Source organism: Flavivirga sp. 57AJ16 (genome assembly GCF_028736925.1).
Lineage (GTDB): Bacteria > Bacteroidota > Bacteroidia > Flavobacteriales > Flavobacteriaceae > Flavivirga.
In genome coordinates, this window is the sequence record NZ_JAQZAT010000002.1 from 338,856 (window position 1) to 358,525 (window position 19,670).

Sequence of the window (19,670 nt, forward strand, 5' to 3'; positions counted from 1 at the left end):
GTAGATACTACCACCCATCATGTCATTAATCGTAGCCATGATAAAGGTACAGAGCCCCATAAGACCAATTAGAACCGTTCAGGCCTGGATAATTAAATCTGTCCATCATTAGGGCTACATAGCGAAATGGATAGCCATCTGGCAGTTGGACAATATTTGGCCATACTCTTGTGCCAGATGTTTCATCCCAGGGAGGTAAATCCATCATTAAAGATCCTACTTCCTTAAGGTCTGGATAGGAATATATAAAGATCTTTCTTTCACTACTACCTGAAAAACAATACAATTTTCCTCCTATTTTTTGAATAGAGGTCCCTGTTGAATTGTGCTCGACAGGTCCATGAACCTTTTTATAGTTTTTATTCCAATCATTCGATTCTAATACAATAGCTTTGTAACTACCATTGTTGTTTTCACAAGCAAGCATTCGCCATTTATTAGCTTCTGAATCAAACAAAATATGTGGGTCTTCAATGTCCCCGACCATACCAAATGGAACGGCATTCATTATAGAGAACCCAAATCGAGGATCCCTTTTACTTTCAATAGCGAGCAATTGTTTTTTCTCACTTTTAGGATTGGCATATGCGCTAAATCCTGTTGTTAATCCACGCCAGATATCTTGTTTTCTGTCATAAAAAAGATGTGAAGCAATCTCATTTCTGAGTAAACCATCATTACGGTCAAACAATATGATTCCTTCAAGTTTGAGGTCAAATCCTGTTGGATTCATGCTAAATACACCTTGAATATGATGAGGCAAGGCACGTCCGCGAATCGACATGGTATACCATAATCGTCCTTGGTCAAGCATTGGATCGTTGTTTTCATAGGTAATGGCCCTAATATCAGCCAATCCAACGCCAGTGGTGAGCGCCATTTCAACCTTTTTAATTTGAACTTCCCCATCATTAAGATGTATAAAGAGGTGCGATTGGAAAGAATATATATGTTCTTTTTTTCGCAAATCGATATAGGTATTAAAATCACTTTGACCAATAACTTTTGGTAGTCCTTTATCTTGTAAATACAAAGTAAGTCCACTGCCCAACATTTGGAGAATGATTTTACCTTTAGTATTTACTTCTTTATCAAGGTCAACTGCAATTGATTTATCCACAATAACCTTAGAGTTATTAATCACTTTGAGTTTTACTCCAGTGATAATAGAATCATTATATCCGATTTTAATAAAAAACTGTTCCTTTTCGTTGGTATTTGAAAATTTAAAACCGATCTCTCCATTTCCAGCGCAAGAATGTAGATCGATTGAATAGGTTGCAAATGGGTTAAAACCGCCAAACCATATTTCTGATTGGGTTTCTTTTTTAGATTGAATGATAAGATTTCCATCACGGATGTCAATATTGGAATGTTCGTCAGAATAATTCTTTACTGGGTGCATTGAGGATAATCCAATAATTGTATTAGGTTCTAGGCTCGCCAATGGAATTGCTTGATTTTCGTCAAATATCATTCTTTGTACCCCTTGTCTAACAAAGTTTATCTTTTCTGGAGAAGTTTGACAAATGGAGACATGATTTACAGTAATGATTAGAATTATGGAGAGAAAGATTTTATTCAATATTTTCATGTTTTTTTTACTCGTAATTGAATTTATAAATATATCAGCATTAAGCATAATGACAACCTGTCTCAAAACTACCAATTAAAGTTTAAAAATAGCTTAAAAAGTGAAGAATAGTAAAGAACAATTGCACATTCGTAATCTGGGCTTAAAAGACGTTCACCAGATCAATATTTCCGTTTTCTATGCTGTGATATGCCCTTTGGATATAGGTTTTAGGGCTATTTTCAGGATGAACATAGCATGAAATAATAATAACCGAAGGTTATTAAATAAAGTAATTGTAATTACTCTATAAAAAATAAATAAGATATGCCTTTATCAAATAAAAGGAGCTAACGACCTGTAGTTATAATTATAGGAGTGTTCTTCATTTATATTTGGTAGTACTTCCTATATCTCTTTTGTTATTAAGGCATTGCCTGCTTCCTATATTTTAAATAGGATATTAGCCGAACTTTTTAATTTTCTGCATTAATATAATCACTAGGGGTCATATTAAACTGTTTCTGAAAATTTCTAAGAAGGCTTATTTGAGAATTATAGCCCACCATGTATGCGATCTCATAAATTTTATAATCACCCGTTCTTAAATATTCTGCTGCTTTTTTTAATCTAGTAATATTTATAAGTTCATTCGGACTGAGGTTGGATAAATTTTTTATCTTTCGATACAGGGTGGATTTGCTCATATTCATTAATTCTGCTAACCTTTCAACGTTTAAGGTGCCATCTGAAATGTTTGCATAGATAGCTTCATCTAATTTTTTTATAAATACCTCGTCAGTTTTAGTGTGGGCAATACTTTTTACGTGGGCCAATGGGGAACTCGAATAATGCTCTATAAGAGTTTTTCTATTTAATAATAAGTTATTAATTTGAGCCTTTAAATGCTCTATTGAAAAAGGTTTTTCTATATACGCATCGGCTCCTGACTCTAACCCTTCTATTTTTGCTGTAAGCGTATTTTTTGCCGTAAGGAGTATTATTGGAATATGACTTGTCTCTATGTTGGTTTTCACCTCTTTACATAATTCAAATCCATTCATTCCGGGCATCATAACATCACTGATAATTAATTGAATATTTTCGGTACTCAGTTTTTCAAGGGCTTTATTTGCGTTTATGGATTTGATTACATGATATTTATTTGTTAGATCGTTTGCCAGAAAATCCAATAAATCTTGGTTATCTTCAACTAATAATATTTTTGATTTTTCATCTTCTTCAATCTCTATGATATTGTCTTCATTTAATTCTTCCTCTCTTACTTGAGTTGTTTCGAACAAATTAAATTCGTTTTCTTGATGAATTGGCAGGTTGAGAGCAAATGTGTTAAAATTGGGATCACTTAGTTCCAATTTTAAACTTCCTTTATGAAGTTCGACTAAAGAATGCGCTAATGAAAGGCCTATTCCTGTACTAGATTTATTTTCATAATCAACCTCAGGAACCATAAAATATGGTTGAAAGATTTCATGTTTTAAATGGTCAGGAATAATTTTACCATCATTTTTAATTTTTAGTTCTAAAAATTCTTCATCACTAGATAATGATAATAAAATCTTTCCTTCGGCATATTTAATGGCATTGTTAAATAGATTGCTAAGTATTTTTTTCAACGCCTCAAGGTCCACATAAGCATAAATATTTGTAGGGCCTAAATCTAGAACGAAGTCAATATTCCTACTGCTTACTACAGGTGTAAACCTGGTATAGATGTCTCTTATCAATTCAGAAATATTAACCTTTATGAAGTTAAGATTGGTTCCTTTTAATTCTGCTTTTCTAAAATCTAAAAGCTGGTTTACTAAATTCAATAATCGATCTGTATTTTTACCCATTATTGAAAGATTGTTTAAAAGATCCTCATCGTGATCTGTATTTTTAAGGATTTTTTCCAGTGGACTCTTAATTAAAGTTAAAGGGGTTCTTATTTCATGAGAAATATTGGTAAAAAACTCAATCTTAGAATTATAAAGTTCCTTTTCTTTCTGTCTGTTTAATTCAACAATTAAACGGTCATTTTTTGCCTTTGTTCTAGAATGATAGAACCATAATAATAAATAAACAACTAATAAAAAAACAATGAAGTATACCGCATAAGCCAAGTTGCTTTTCCACCAAGGTGGTAGCACATTGATTTTCAAATTGGTTGATTCGTAGCTCCAAACGCCATTACTATTTCTTGATTTTATATGAAAATTATAATCGCCAGAAGGTAATCCAGTAAAAGAAACGCTGTGATTTTTGTCCAAAAACACCCAACCTTCGTTTAACCCTTCCAATTTATACCAGTACTCTGTCATTTTTGGAGCATTAAAGCTAAGAGCCGCAAAATCAATAGTTATTGAAAGATCTTTAGGGTTAAGGGTGATCTCCTCTAGTGAAGTAACAGATTTAGGAATGTCTGATTTTTTATTGCCAATGGAAACCTCCTTATTATTAATGCTTATCTTGGTTATAAAAATTTGAGGCTTAAATTCGTTTTTACCAAACTCCATTGGGTTGAAGCTAATCATGCCATCAACGCTACCAAAATACATAGTTCCGTCTTCTGCTTTATAAGCTGAATGATAGTTAAATTGGTCACTTAATAATCCGTTTGCTTTTGTATAGGTGTTTATTTCTTCTGTTTTTGGATTAAACTCCACTAAGCCCTTAGATGTGGTAATCCAAAGATAATGTCTGTGGTCCTCCAGTATTGAGTAGGTTACATTGCTTGGAAGGCCTTCTTTTGTGGTATAGTGTTTAAATAATTGTTTTTGGGCATTATACTTATTTAAACCATTTTCTGTAGTAATCCATACGTTATTATTGCTATCTTCAAAAATACCGTTAATGGCATTGCTGCTAATAGTTTTGAGATTTTCTTTGTCATACCTAAAAACCTTTGCTCTTTTGCTTTTAGGATCAAAAAAGTAAAGCCCTTCCCAATAGGTGCCTGCCCAAAACCTACCTTTGCTGTCTTCAAGTAAAGATGTGTAAAAATAACCTTCAGGAAACCCTTTGAATTTAATAAACTCCTTTTGTTCGTTATTAAATAATTGAATCCCTGAAGTTGTTATGGCGTAAATGTCTTCATTTTTATCTTTATAGAAAGCATAAATAAAATTACTGCGCAGGTTACCTTTGGTTGAGGTACTATAATGTTCATTAACAAGTCCCGTTTTAATATCCATGATGTCAAGACCATGCTCAAAAGTCCCGACCCAAATTTTATGGTCCTTAATTAAAAGACCATGTATATTGTCGTGCGAAATGGAATGTATACTTTTATCAGGCAGATAATTAGTGAACTCTCCAGTTTTTATATTAAGTTTGTTTAGACCGGCATCTTCCGTACCTATCCATAAATTACCTAATTGATCTGATTCAATTTCCCTTACGGCATTACCGCTTATTGAGTTTTCGCCAAGTTTTGGAATGTATTTTTTAAAAGGGGTATATTGTTTAGGAAAGTAATTAATGCCTCCAAAATAAGTTCCAGCCCATATGCCCTCTTCTTTGTCTAGGGTTAAGCAATAGACCGCATTATCGGATAAAGAAAAAGGATCATTGTAGTTCTTTTTTAAATTCTTAACAGATCCATCTTTTAAATTGTAAATCCAGAGCCCAGATTCTGTTGCAATTAATAAATCATTTTCTTTTTTTAGAAAATCTCTGACGTACAATTGCTTTTCGGTTTTTATGGCTAGTTTTTTTAATTCATTTTTTTGGGTATTATATATTATGGTCCCATTGTTTTGAGTTCCTAAAGCTATTTCATGTTCACTAATAGCATAAATTTTGCTAATAAGTGCATATTGGTTATTATCCGTTTTTAAACTAATTTCCTTTTGTACAAAAGAATCGGTTTCTCTTTTGTATTCATATATATAATTATGTATGGCAACCCATATGTTACCCTCTGGTGTTTTGGTTATTTCTTGAGCCGTAACGAGGTTATTTGAATAAGATTTACTCTTCTTGCTCTTTATATTGTATTTAAAAACCGTTATTCCTGCAACGAACCATATATTTCCATGATTATCACTTTCTATATCTAAGATTGATAGACCATTGGAGCTTTCTATTAGCTCGAAGCTTTCATCAATACGATTGTATTTATATAGCCCATTGTCGGTTCCCAACCATAGCATATCATTAAACTCTAAAATACATTCAACAAAATTACTGCCCAAACTTTTTGGATTAGCAATATCTTGCTTGTAATACTTAAAAGTATAACCATCAAACCTATTTAGACCATCCTTTGTCCCAAACCACAAAAAGCCTTTGGAATCTTGTAAAGAGCAAAGTATTGTATTATGGGATAATCCGTTTTCTACTTTATAGTGTCTAAAGTAGTATTCTTGAGATTGAACAACACTAAATTGTAAGAAAATTAAAAAAAGCAGTGTATATCTCGTCATGATTCTTTATTTATTTAAATTTAAGAATTAATACCATATAAATTCTTTCATTTTTTTACAATTCGTGTCAAATGTAGGTTTTTAACAATACAAATTGAGGGCTTGAATGATTTAACTAATTTAATGACACGAAATGAAAACTGTTTTTTAGAATCATCTATTAATATTGGACATTACTTGCTAAACAAATACTAACAACTAAATTTTTAACGAATGAAAAAAAGCAATACAATAACATTTAAAGGAACATTTTTGATGTTACTTTTTATATGTTTATTTCAAAACAGTTTTGCACAAGGCGAAATAAATATATCAGGAACGGTTAAGGATACAGATGGCGTTCCTTTGGCTGGAGCTAACGTTATAAATATAGGTACAGCCAATGGGGCATCAGCAGATTTTGATGGGAATTTTAGCTTAAGCGGCGTTTCTCCGAACTCTTTATTAAGTATTAGTTATCTTGGTTATAAGACACAGGAAATACCAGTTAATGGTAGGACAACCATAAACATTGTTCTTGAAATAGACAGTAATAGTTTGGATGAAATTGTCGTTATTGGTTATCAATCTATACGCAAATCGGATTTAACGGGAGCAACTTCAATCATTGATCCAGATGATTCTAATAAAATTGTATCAAACTCTTTAGCGGAATCGTTACAAGGGCTTACGTCTGGAGTAACTGTTAGAAATGGTGGGCAACCAGGCCAAAATTCCCAAATAGAAATCCGGGGGACATCGAGTTTTGTGAATTCTAGTCCATTGTACATTATTGATGGTATGATAGCTGATGCAAATCAAACGATCAACAACAATGATATTGAAAGCATACAAATTTTAAAAGATGCATCAGCAGCTGCTATTTATGGTTCAAGGGCTGCTAATGGTGTCATTATCATTACAACTAAATCAGGAAAAGAAGGGCCACTTAAGGTTTCATTATCTGTGAATACAGGTGTTCAGGAAATTCCTAAAACATGGGATTTAATGAATAATAGGGAATTTGCGGATATGCAAATAACTAGTTATAACAACTCCGGTTTAACACCTCCACCATCTGTGGAATCGAATTTTGATCCAAGCATTAATACCGATTGGCAAAATGAAATTGTTCGTACAGGTAATACGACTGATTTGAATATCTCTCTATCTGGAGGTGGTAATAATGCTTCTTATTTTGTATCGGGAAGTCATTTTGAAAATAAAGGCGTTTTAATAGGGCGTTCATTTAGAAGATCTTCCTTCAGGGTAAATACTCAAATGACTAGGGGAAAAGTAACATTTGGAGAAAATATCCTTTTTTCAAATTCAAATACAAGACAGCCATTAGGCTCATTCGATACAGGAAACCCTTTCTTTGATATGGCAGTTATGTTACCTGTAATACCTGTTAGAGGTGATAATTTTATTAGTGATCTAAACCCTGGAGGATGGGGAATTGGTAATGTTGATGCCGTGACATTTGCGAAAAACCAAGTTGCTGTTGCCGATATTCTACGTGAAAAAATAAACTATGCCAAAATTGTTGGTAATGCCTTTATAAAAGTAGATATTCTTGAAGGATTGAGTTATAAATTCAATGCAGGAGTAGAAGCAAGTTTTGATTTTTCAAAAGGTATTAGACGTAATGGAATCACCCAATTTAACGCAGCTCAAAGACCAAGTTTTATTGCAGATAATAGATCTCGTTTTGCAAGCTTTTTAATGGAGCATACACTTAATTTCAATAAAAGTTTTGGGAACCATAACTTTAATGGTGTAATAGGTATTTCAGATCAACAAACAAAGAGGGATTTTTCATTAGCTATTCGAAGTGAGATAACCGAATTGGGAGACCAAATTTTTACAGAGATAAACTCTACTACAGGAACTCCCAACAGTGAGGGAGCTACTACCGATGATTATAGGACTTTTGGTTATTTAGGAAGAATAAATTATGACTACGATAGCAAATATTATTTAACTTTAACAGGAAGGCTAGATAAAGATAGTCGTTTTAGTAAAGAAAATAGAACTGGCTTCTTTCCATCTATCGCAGGTTCATGGAGAATAAGTAAAGAAAAGTTTTTTGATTCTAATTGGATAAATGATTTAAAAATTAATGCATCTTATGGAGAATTAGGTATTGTTACCTTAGGATCATTTGACTGGCAAGGCACTATAAATAATAGCACTAGAGCTATATTAGGAGGTGTTCCTCAAGTCGGCTCCTACCAAGCATCTTTGGTTAATCCAGATTTAAGATGGGAAAATAGAAAAACCCAAAATTACGGATTAGAAACTTCATTGTTCGATAACAGTTTAAGATTATCAATGGCCTACTATAATACATTATCTGAGGATGCCTTGGTGACTAATTTACCGATAGCCCAATATCTTGGTAATTTAGGTGGAACCCCTCCTGTTAATGCTGGTTCAATACGAAATTCTGGATTTGAATTCGATGCAAACTATTCAAACCGTAAAAAAGATTTTAAATGGAAGATTGGTTTGAACTTTACTACAATAAAGAACCGAGTGGAAGAGGTAGGAAACCAAGGGGAAGGAATAGATTATATACAAACGGGCTTAACCAGATCTAAAGTAGGGCAACCTCTTGGACAATGGTACTTGTTAAGAACAGACGGTATTTTCCAAAGTCAAGCAGAAATTGATGCACATTCATTGAATGGAAATCCTATCCAACCATTTGCTCAACCAGGAGATATTAGGTTTATTGATGTTAATGGTGATGGAAGTATTACTGACGAAGACAGGGATTTTAGTGGCTCTTCTCCTTGGCCGACATTGCAAACAGGATTGCAATTTGCAGCAGATTATAAAAATTTTGATTTGAGTTTGCAATTCGTAGGGATTTTTGGCAATGAAATATTTAATAGTGTAAGAAGGGAGTTGGATTCATATCAAAATACCAACTTTAGAAGTGATATAAATCCATGGACACCAACCAATACAAATACAAGTGACCCAAGAATCGGAGTTGCTACAGGAGATCAAGGACTTGTTGATAACGCTAGGTTTAGTTCTGACAGGTGGTTAGAGGATGGCTCTTATATAAGACTTAGAAATATTCAGTTAGGATATAATATGAATGAGAATTTAGTTAATAAAATAGGAATGTCCAAATTAAGACTATATGCTAGTGCACAAAATCTTTTTACCATTACCGATTATTCAGGGTTAGATCCTGATGTACAGGGTAATGGAATTTTAGAAAGGGGTGTAGACAACGGGAATTGGCCCTCAAGTAGAATTTTTTCTATTGGTTTAAATGTTGAATTTTAAAAAATACAAAATGAAAAAAATATTATTTCTATTATTTGTTACTGTTGGTCTTTATTCTTGTGAAGACGAATTAGATATAGTGAACCCTAATGAAATTACCAATGAGAGTTTTTGGCAAGATGAAGTTGATGCTATCAAAGGAGTTAATGCTTGTTATAGTACACTTCATAGGGGAGGGTTTTCAAGATGGCAACCCATGTTCTATGATCTGCGTTCGGATGTGGGTGCAAGTTTCAGCCCTTGGAGTGATTTAGCAAATGCTTTGAACAATTTTATACAACCAGATTCTAATTTTGGCCCTGCGGTTGATGTATACTTTGATAATTATGTTGGAATTAATAGAGCAAATCAAGTCATTGCGAATGTCCCCGATATCAATATGGATGAAAATTTAAAATCTAGAATATTAGGTGAAGCTTATTTTTTTAGAGGTATGCACTATTATCATTTGGCGAGCTTGTGGGGTAATGTAGTTTTGCAATTGGAACCATCTAAACCAACAGATTTATCACCCAACGCTTCTGAAGCTGAAGTATGGTCTCAGGTAGCAAGTGATTTAACCGAAGCCGCTAATAGATTGCCCATAAGTTATAGTGATAATAATGATATAGGGAGAATAACCAAAGGAGGAGCAAATGCTCTTTTGGCAAAAGCTTATATGCAAATGCAAGATTATAATTCGGCAAAAATAGCCCTAGATTACTTTATTACTGGAGAAGGTTTAAATGTTTATGATCTTGTTGCAGATTATTATGACAATTTTAAGGTAAGCACTGAATTTAACCAAGAGTCAATAATTGAGTGGAGTTATATAGAAAACCCAACTGAAGGTACAGATAATGATGTAGACACTGCAAATCATAATTACGGTACATCTATAGGACAATTTTATGGACCTCCTGGTGTAGGATTTACTGATGCTGAGGCGCTTAGATGGGTTGTAGGCGAATTTGAAATTGAAAGAACAATTTCAGATGAAAGAGATCCAAGGCTTCCTGTTACATTCTTATATGATCATACTAATGAGGCTGGTCCAACTGCTACTATGGTGTATGGTCAATCTTTTCAAGATAGGTATGGTAATAGTGAGCGAGTATTTTTTAGAAAATTCCTTCACGATCATACAAGAGATTTCGAAGGTTTTAGAGGCATCAATAATTATAGATTTATTCGATTTGCAGATGTTCTTTTAATGTATGCTGAATGCTTAAATGCCATTGGAAGTACAAATGATGCTTATCAATATGTTGATCGAGTAAGAGCCAGAGCTGGTTTAGCTCCGTTAGCAACAGGGATGTCCCAACAAGAATTCTTAAACCAATTAAAACACGAACGCTTAATGGAATTGACGGGTGAAGGCCATCGTTGGAACGATTTAAAACGATGGGGAGATTTAGGGTCGCAATTAAGCGATAAAGATCCTGGTTTTAACAATTTTATAATTGGTAAACATGAGCTATTGCCTATTCCTCAACGAGATTTGGATATTAACCCTAATATGGATCAAAACCCAATGTGGTAACCGAATATATATAATGCTAAAAGTATACCTATTAATTAATATTGCTACATGAAACTACTTATAAAAAAAATATTGAATCGCATACATTTTATTATACTATGTCTCTCACTAATATGTTTTAGTGCTTGTGTATCATGTAGCAGTGGCTCAGGTGAGGTAGAGAAACCGCCTGAGGAGAATCCGGTAGATAATCCAGTAGATAATACAACATTTAGAAACCCCATTTTGGATTCAGGGCCAGATCCATGGGTTTTTAAAAATGGAGAAGAATATTTTGTAACGTTTACAACTGGTTATAATATTACTTTAAGAAGAACCAGTAAAATGTCTGATCTTAAAAATGGGGCGCAAAAGGTTATTTGGACACCTCCTGCTTCTGGTTTTAATTCCAAAGAAATATGGGCGCCAGAATTACACAAAATAGATGGTAAATGGTATGTGTATTATGCAGCCAGCGACGGGAATAATGATAACCACAAAATGTGGGTCTTAGAGAACACCTCCAATGATCCATTTCAGGGAACATGGGAAGATAAAGGAGAATTGTTGCTTCCTGATAACAAGTGGGCTATTGATGGATCGCCTTTCGAGTTAAATGGGGAATATTATTTTATCTGGTCAGGTTGGGAAGGAAATACCAATGTACAGCAAAATGTATATATAGCTAAAATGCAGGATCCTTTGACAGTAGTTGGAGAAAGGGTTTGTCTTATTAAACCAACTGATTCTTGGGAAACTAATAACGTCTTTCCAACAGTTACGGAAGGTCCTCAATTTTTAAAGAAGGATGACAAGTTGTTCATATTTTATTCCGCAGGAGGCTGTTGGACCGATGGTTATAGTATAGGGTTAATATGGACTGATGAGCATAGCGATTTGCTTAATCCCGATCTTTGGGAGCGGGCAAATAACAATCCTCTATTTGTTTCAAATACTTTGGGTAATGCTTTTGGACCTGGTCATAATTCATTTTTTAAATCTCTTGATGGTACAGAAGATTGGATTTTGTACCATGCTAATCCATTAGCAAATCAAGGGTGCGGTAATAGTAGGACCGTTAGAATGCAAAAAATGACCTGGGAGAATAATGGATTCCCCGTTTTAGGGATTCCCGAATCCCTTAATAAAGATTTATTAAAGCCTAGTGGAGAATAAAGCTTTTTGCTTTCCCTTAACTAGCATTTGAGTTTATTGAGTTAGTTTTAATTATGACGGCCCATCTATACAGGATTGGATAGATGGGCTATCTGTAAAAATGTTATCAGTAATCGAATTTTAAAAGTAATAAAATGAAAAAACTATTATTAAACGTGTGTATTTTGCTTTTAACAACGCTTTGTTATTCTCAATATTCAGATACCGCCAGCACAGTAATAAACGATAAATGGTCTAGAGAGAAAGCCAATTCTTGGTACGCCAACCATAATTGGATAGTAGGCGCAAATTTTAATCCTAGCACAGCAATTAATCAACTGGAGATGTGGCAAGAGCGTACTTTTGATCCAGAAACCATAGATAAAGAGTTAGGGTATGCCAAAGAAATAGGCTTTAATACGATGCGTGTTTATCTCCATAGTCTTGCTTATAAGGTTGATCCATCGGGTTTTAAAAATCGAATGGAGACATACCTTCAAATTGCAGACAAGAATGATATAAAAACAATGTTTGTCATTTTTGATGATGTATGGGGTAAAAGCCCAAAAATAGGAATACAGCCTGAGCCTAAACCTGGTGTTCATAATTCGGGATGGGTGCAAGACCCTGGAGACCCAGCCTCAAAAGAGTTAGAAAATTTTCCTGAACTAGAAATGTACGTGAAGGATGTTATCGGTACTTTTAAGAAGGATAAAAGAATTTTAATGTGGGATTTATATAACGAGCCTGGAAACAGTGGGAAGTTTAGCGCTTCGGTCAATCTTTTAAATGCCGTTTTTAAATGGGCAAGAGAAGTGAACCCTTTGCAGCCTTTAACTGCTGGCATATGGCGGTGGGAAAAAAGGTTTCAAGAAGTTAATGAGATTCAAGCATTAAATTCTGATATCATTACCTATCATCATTATGGTGAGCCCGGAGATCACTTGCAGGTACTTAATCTACTTAAAACCCATGGAAGGCCAATGGTATGTACAGAATACATGGCAAGAACAAGAAACAGTAGGTTTTCAAACATACTCCCCATACTAAAGGAAGAAAAAATTGGAGCTATAAATTGGGGACTTGTTGCGGGAAAGACAAATACTATATACGAGTGGGATAAGCCCATTGAAAGTGGGGAAGAACCTATCGAATGGTTCCATGACATATTTAGAAAAGATGGGACACCATACCGTCAAGATGAAGTGGACCTAATTAAAAAATTAACATCAAAAGATTAATCGTTATATAATAAAGGATTTTTCGCTATCAAAAACAAAATCATGAAACACGGCATTTTTAATAAAATATTTATTCTTATTGGATTAATAGGTGCAACAAGCTTTTATTCCTGTAAAAAGCAAGCAAAAAAACATAAAGAAAATAAAATGGCTTCTATTGATACCATAACCTATAAGAACCCACTCAATGTTAAATTTGGCGATCCGTATATACTGGACGATGGCGATACATTTTATTTATATGGTACTGGCGGAGGAGCTGTTGATGGCTTTTCAGTGTACGCATCAAAAAATTTGATTGATTGGAAATATGAGAATCAAATATATCAAGGAAATAAAGCAGATAGTTGGTGTATAAGTGATTTTTGGGCACCAGAATGTTATAAGGTAAACGGTAAATACTATTTGTTTTATAGTGCCAATTGGAGGCATAATCCAACTAATGAACAAGAGAACTTCCATATAGGTGTTGCTGTTTCCGATAAGCCTACGGGGCCATTTACAGACTTAAAAGATGGACCATTATTTGAACCTGGCTACCCAGTTATAGACGCTAATGTATTTCAAGATAGTGATGGTAAATATTATTTATACTATTCTAGGGTTTGTTATAAACACCCTGTAGAAAGTGAAATTCAAGAATGGGCTAAAAAAGAAAACCTGTTTGAAGAAATAGAAGAAAGTTGGGTATATGGTGTAGAGCTCAGTCCAGATTTTATGTCGGTTATAGGAACGCCTAAACTACTTTTAAGACCTCCGGTTAAACTTGGTGATGTGAATGCCGAATGGGAAAGTAGGTCTGTGACATCTAAAGAAATTAACCGAAGATGGACAGAAGGTTCATTTACTTTTAAAAAAGACAGCACATATTATATTATGTATTCGGCAAATTACTATGCTGGAGAAAATTATGCTGTTGGATATGCTACTTCAACGTCTCCATTAGGACCATTTATAAAATCTAGCAATAACCCTGTATTAGAAAAAAACTCTGATAAAGGAGGGGATGTAACGGGGACTGGACATAACAGCGTTTTATTTCTTGATAGTATAGGGAAAATGTACTGTGTTTATCATGGAAGAACTACAGAAACAGGCGAAAAGCGAGTTGTATTTATAGATGAAATGGAAATCTTACCAGATGGTACTTTAAAAGTTTTGGGACCAACTACCGAGCCACAAAATTTACTTATAACCAAAGAAGGTCAATTATAAGTTTAAAATAAAAAAATGAAGTTATTGTATTTCTAGAACCACTAATTCAAAAATACAGGAAATAAACGAGTAGGTTTTATTAATAAGAGAAAACGTTTACAATACCGGCCCATAATCTAACTATAAATACACCACCTAATAATTGATAATGGACAATTATAGATTTTGTTCTTAGCACACTTGGGACATTGTTTAGCTAAAAGACAGAAAACAATTATGAAAAATTCATTACGAAACTATGTAATTCTTTCATTTACATTATGTTTGTATAATCTGTCTGTTGGTCAATCTATGGTGTATTCAGCAAATGGGTGTTGGACTCCAGATTATGAACTACGCATGTTATCAATAGACGATACTTTTAATCTTTTAATAGACCCGTGGACTGTGAGTGCTAATACAGTTTTTTACTCTAACCCTGATATTAGTGCTTATGGGCTTGGGCATCATTCCTTTTTTAAATAACCGATTTGGATGCTAGAGATCTCAAATTTACAATCAAAGGATTAAATAGTGAAAAAGTAGATAGTAGTATTAAATAATAAACCCTATAGAAAATGTATTTAAAAAAAGTAGTTTTACCATTAGCAATTCTTTTTATATGTAGTGCCTGTAAAGACCAAAACTTAAGCCTTAAAACAAATGAAATTAAGCTATTAAACAAAGACGCCTTTAAAAAAGAGGTGGATGGAAAGCTAATAAACCTGTATGTTTTAAAAAATAAAGATGGTTTGGTATCCGAAATCACAAACTATGGAGGTAAGGTGGTTTCTCTATGGGTTCCAGACAAGTTAGGCCATTTTGAAGACATCGTATTGGGACATTCAAATATAGATGATTACTTAACTTCTAAAGAAAAATATTTTGGTGCTTTAGTTGGACGTTATGGAAATCGCATTGCAAATGGAACGTTTTCAATAAATGGTAAGGAATATCATCTTGCAAAAAATAATGGAGAGAATCATCTTCATGGAGGTAATTTAGGTTACGATTCAGTCATTTGGGAAGCAACCCAATTAGATGAACAAACTTTAGAGTTGCACTATATCTCCCAAGATTTAGAAGAAGGATATCCAGGAACATTAAGCATTAAGGTCATTTATCAACTTACAGATAACAATGAATTAAAAGTTGAATATTGGGCAACAACCGATCAAACTACCGTTGTTAACCTTACACATCATTCATTTTTTAATCTTAAAGGCCATGGGAATGGTACTATAAATGACCATCAACTTCTTATAAATGCACCGTACTATACACCTGTAAAAGAGGGGTTGATACCTACTGGTAAAATTACTACGGTTGAAAATACACCATTTGATTTCCAAAAGCTAACGGCCATAGGAAAACGAGTTAATGATAATAATCAACAATTAGAATATGGATTTGGTTACGACCATAATTTTGTATTAAATCAAAATTTAGAAGCGCTTAATTATGCCGCTAAGGTTAAAGAACCTGTTTCTGGACGAATCATGGAAGTTTTTACAAACGAACCTGGGCTACAATTCTATGGTGGTAATTTTTTGGATGGTAGTATAAAAGGTAAAGACGGAAAAGCCTATAAATACCGAACAGCGTTTTGTTTGGAAACACAACATTTTCCAGATAGCCCAAATAACTCACATTTTCCTTCTACAGTATTAAATCCCGGAAAACAATATTATTCTATTTGTATTTATAAGTTTTCAACGTCTAAATAAACACGAGTTATACCCAAAGGATATTCACCCCAAAAACAAATAAGATGTAGGTGAAAGACTAGCAGCCTCCATGGCGCTTAATAAAGAGTACAATAAAAATGTAGTTTTTAAGGGACCTAGTTTTAGATCATTGGAAATAAAAGAAAATAAAATGACAATAACCTAGATCGCTCTAATTTTATGTTTTGGTAAAAAAGAGTGATTTATAATATTTGAGCAACCTCAAAGGTGGATGAGAACCCTAAAATTCATGAATTTTAGGGTTCTTTTTGTATTTATAAACTCATTTTTGACCCCTTACTATGTACATTCGTTGTCATGACATATTAATACCAATTATGAATTAAAATACGCAATTCAAACACATTCATTAATTCGTTTTATCACTTTACTCCTCATTTCCATAGCTTAGGCTATGCAAATAACACGCAGCAGGCAAAAACAAATAAGCAATATCGTTTTCTGTAGCTCATTTTAATTCATAATTGGTATAAATTCTTTAAAAAAGAAGTGACCTCCGCAATAACTCGTGTGAAAGAAGGAGATTTTAATAACGGTCGGGTTCGAAATGCTGTGGATCTGGTTGAGGGTAAAGTAGCGGGGTTGGTTATTATGAGAGTTAATGGTAGTGATCCAAATTCTAGATATGGATTTAGCTATATCTTAGTAACAACAAAAAAAGGAAAAAAAACAATAGCACCATGTACAATACTTATGTACAACAAGAACATATAGATAAAAAAATAAGTTGTTTAAATGCTTCCCAATTCCTGAGCCCTAAAGCTAACAACCCTAATCTTGTTTAAAACCAGGGCTATTAGAGGTTGCTATAAATAACTTTTTTTGAGTTAGTCAAGGGACAGTGGCAATTTTATTATTGTTGCTGTTCTTTTTTGTGCTCGGTAAATAAGATATATGATATTTAATCTATAACAATATAATGGTAGATGGTAGTTAGCTTATTGTATCAGCTAGCAACATTTTTTGCTATTTATGTTTTAAATTTACATTTTAAAGGGTTTCGTTCATTTAATTATTTTAATTTTTTCTGAATGTCCGTAATCATACATAATGATATTTTTGTCATTCTGAACGAAGTGAAGAATCTGTTGATAATCAATGGGATCCCTCGTTGCCTCGGGATGACAAAAACAATATATTTTTAGGTCTATAACAAATTACGGACAATCAATAACTTTTACACAAAAAAATGATGCAAAATTTATTGTGATGAATAATTAAAAAAACAAGAGCGATTTCCTAACTTGTAAAGATAAAATGACTGTTAATCCTGATTGTAGGATTAATTAGGTCGGGCCATAGATCGATTCAAAAAAACTGTTTCATAATGAAGCATGGCCTTATTGATAACCACATTAATTAAGATTAAATAGGTATAATAAGTATAAAATTTTAAGTTGAATAAATTTTTAAAAATAGTCGTAATAATTATAATATTTCATTGCTGTGTTTCGGGATATTCCCAAATAACACAGAAGGATTCCATACAAAATTATTTTAGACGGATTGAGGCCTTAATTGACAATGTTAACCAAGGAAAAAGGAAAGAACCTACAAAGGGTATCGCACATAAAAAAGTGGCGAAAGACAGTGATATACGGAAGGTAGATTTGTTGCTCAACCTTTACACTACTTATAAATACAAGAACACTAAATATGCAAATAAATGTAACAATAAAGCTTTACAGCTCTCTTTAAGCTCAGGCTATAAAAAAGGAGCGTTACAGGCTAATTATAACAATGCTTATCAATTATTTGTTAATGGTCAGTTTGATAGAGCCACTGATTTATTGGGCACCATTAATATGCCATCAAATTATAAGGACTATCCCCATGTATATTCTGATGTTATTTGTTTAAAATCTTTAATTCATACAGAAAGGGGAGCGTATGATATTGCTTTAGATATGTCTCTTAAATTATTAGATATAGGAGAAAAAGATAACAGCAATTATACATTGATGAAGGCACATGGTGCTTTATTACATTGTTATTTAAGAAAAGAAGATTATTCCAAAGCTTTAAATCATTGTTTAAAAGGGCTTGATTATACGATTAAATTGGAAGAAGTTCAGTATTTGTATTTTAAGATTGATGAAATTGCTCGGCTCTTATTTAAGCTAGGAAATACAAAAGGAGCATTACATGCCTATGATTTTTATTTAAAATTGGAGAATAAAATAACGCCTCCGGGTGATTATATACAAAGTATTGTATACATGAATATGTCGGATATTTATACTTCAAGCAATCAATTCAAAAAAGCACATAATCACATATCAAAGGCTTTAGAATTGAACTATAAAAATAATTTTAGATTTAGAATTCCTAGGGCTTTAATTTTACAGGCGGAGTTATATTTAAAAGAAAAAGATACGATAAATGCTATTGATTCTTATGAGAGAAGTTTAAGTGCAGCAAAAGACATCAATGCCTTTGACGTTGTCCAGTCAACCAGTGAAATTTTAAGTGATTTATATGAAAAGAGCGGGGAGTCTTTAAAAGCTTTTGAATATATGGCGTTGCATAATTCTATAAAAGATTCTCTTTTTCCAAATGAAAAAGAACAAAAATTTGTGATTTTGGAAGCTCAAAGAAAGATAAAAGAGATCACCCAAAAACAAAAAATTTTGGCCCTCGAAAACGAAGCCCAAAAAACAAAAATGCGAACTATAGTAAGTGTCCTTTTAGGAATTCTAGCCTTGAGCCTAATTGTTTTGTTTTCTTATTTAAAAGTTAAAAGCAAGAACAAATTTTTATATACTAAAACGGTAGAACTCGCTAAAGTCCAATTACATATGCGTAATAAGATTGAGGCACTAGAACGTTTAAGCCCTGGGACTGACCCAAATATAGATAATAATAATGATAATGAAATTTTAGATAAAATCGGCTTTTCTACCATTGATGAAAGTGTAAAAAATATAATATTAAACAAGCTTGATAAGTTGGAAAAGACACTTTTTTTTACAGATCAAGGCTGTACATTAAGGAAATTGGCCGAACAGTTAAAAACAAATCCCAAATATCTATCACAGGTTATTAATCAAGAAAAGAAGTCTAATTTTAGTAACTATATCAATGAATTAAGGATTAATCATTTATTAACTAAATTACTTAAAGAAAAGGATTTTAGAGAAAGTAAATTAAGTTATATAGCGGTATCGGTTGGGTTTAATAATTTAAATACCTTCAATGCAGCATTTAAGAAAAGACAAGGTATACTGCCTTCTTATTTTATTAAAGAACTTATTCAGGAGTCTGAAAAGGAAATTGGTTGAATAAACCTTTTTTGGTTATAGTAAAAAAGTTAAATATAAAGCGGGTTGCAGTTCTCTTTATATTTAACTTTTATATGAACTCATCTTGACTTTTTGTGTTTAACCGAAAATGAGATAAAATTTGTCCAAATAAGGCACTTTTTGAAAGGCATAGCATTGCTACGGATAATAAAAGTAACGAAATATGGGCGGATTTTAGCCATTTTTTAGGAAATAGAAAAAGTCAAGATGAGTTCTCTATTTAATTATTGTTGTCCGATAA

11 protein-coding genes are annotated in these 19,670 nt (G+C 33.0%); 9 read left to right on the plus strand and 2 right to left on the minus strand.

The features are described 5' to 3' along the window. Positions 1 to 25: 25 nt before the first annotated feature. Positions 26 to 1,660 (minus strand): hypothetical protein, encoded by a 1,635-nt coding sequence (locus PQO00_RS03775; RefSeq protein ID WP_274183499.1) that lies wholly within the window; start codon positions 1,658 to 1,660, stop codon positions 26 to 28. Positions 1,661 to 2,049: 389 nt separating this feature from the next. Next, positions 2,050 to 6,003 (minus strand): hybrid sensor histidine kinase/response regulator transcription factor, encoded by a 3,954-nt coding sequence (locus PQO00_RS03780; RefSeq protein ID WP_274183500.1) that lies wholly within the window; start codon positions 6,001 to 6,003, stop codon positions 2,050 to 2,052. 213 nt (positions 6,004 to 6,216) lie between these two features. Between PQO00_RS03780 and PQO00_RS03785 the strand changes: the two genes are divergently transcribed. The 9 genes from PQO00_RS03785 (at position 6,217) to PQO00_RS03825 (ending at position 19,408) form a co-directional block, all read left to right on the plus strand. Next, positions 6,217 to 9,288, plus strand: a complete 3,072-nt coding sequence (locus tag PQO00_RS03785) for a TonB-dependent receptor (protein ID WP_274183501.1) — start codon at positions 6,217 to 6,219, stop codon at positions 9,286 to 9,288. 10 nt (positions 9,289 to 9,298) lie between these two features. Next, the gene (locus PQO00_RS03790; protein ID WP_274183502.1) at positions 9,299 to 10,810 is read left to right on the plus strand and encodes a RagB/SusD family nutrient uptake outer membrane protein; all 1,512 of its coding nucleotides are present in this window, start codon (positions 9,299 to 9,301) and stop codon (positions 10,808 to 10,810) included. A 48-nt stretch (positions 10,811 to 10,858) separates the two neighbouring features. After that, on the plus strand, positions 10,859 to 11,965 hold the full coding sequence (locus PQO00_RS03795) for a glycoside hydrolase family 43 protein (RefSeq protein WP_274183503.1): 1,107 nt from the start codon (positions 10,859 to 10,861) through the stop codon (positions 11,963 to 11,965). Between the two features lie 134 nt (positions 11,966 to 12,099). Continuing rightward, positions 12,100 to 13,185 (plus strand): glycoside hydrolase family 2 TIM barrel-domain containing protein, encoded by a 1,086-nt coding sequence (locus PQO00_RS03800; RefSeq protein WP_274183504.1) that lies wholly within the window; start codon positions 12,100 to 12,102, stop codon positions 13,183 to 13,185. A gap of 42 nt (positions 13,186 to 13,227) precedes the next feature. Continuing rightward, entirely contained in the window at positions 13,228 to 14,400 is a 1,173-nt protein-coding gene (locus tag PQO00_RS03805; protein WP_274183505.1) for a glycoside hydrolase family 43 protein, read from the plus strand. A gap of 216 nt (positions 14,401 to 14,616) precedes the next feature. Next, positions 14,617 to 14,865, plus strand: a complete 249-nt coding sequence (locus tag PQO00_RS03810) for a hypothetical protein (protein ID WP_274183506.1) — start codon at positions 14,617 to 14,619, stop codon at positions 14,863 to 14,865. Between the two features lie 92 nt (positions 14,866 to 14,957). Beyond that, positions 14,958 to 16,106 (plus strand): aldose epimerase family protein, encoded by a 1,149-nt coding sequence (locus PQO00_RS03815; RefSeq protein ID WP_274183507.1) that lies wholly within the window; start codon positions 14,958 to 14,960, stop codon positions 16,104 to 16,106. A 510-nt stretch (positions 16,107 to 16,616) separates the two neighbouring features. After that, positions 16,617 to 16,841: a hypothetical protein gene (locus PQO00_RS03820; protein WP_274183508.1), complete on the plus strand. Its 225-nt coding sequence runs from the start codon at positions 16,617 to 16,619 to the stop codon at positions 16,839 to 16,841. 683 nt (positions 16,842 to 17,524) lie between these two features. Beyond that, positions 17,525 to 19,408, plus strand: a complete 1,884-nt coding sequence (locus PQO00_RS03825; RefSeq protein ID WP_274183509.1) for a helix-turn-helix domain-containing protein — start codon at positions 17,525 to 17,527, stop codon at positions 19,406 to 19,408. Positions 19,409 to 19,670 lie beyond the last annotated feature (262 nt).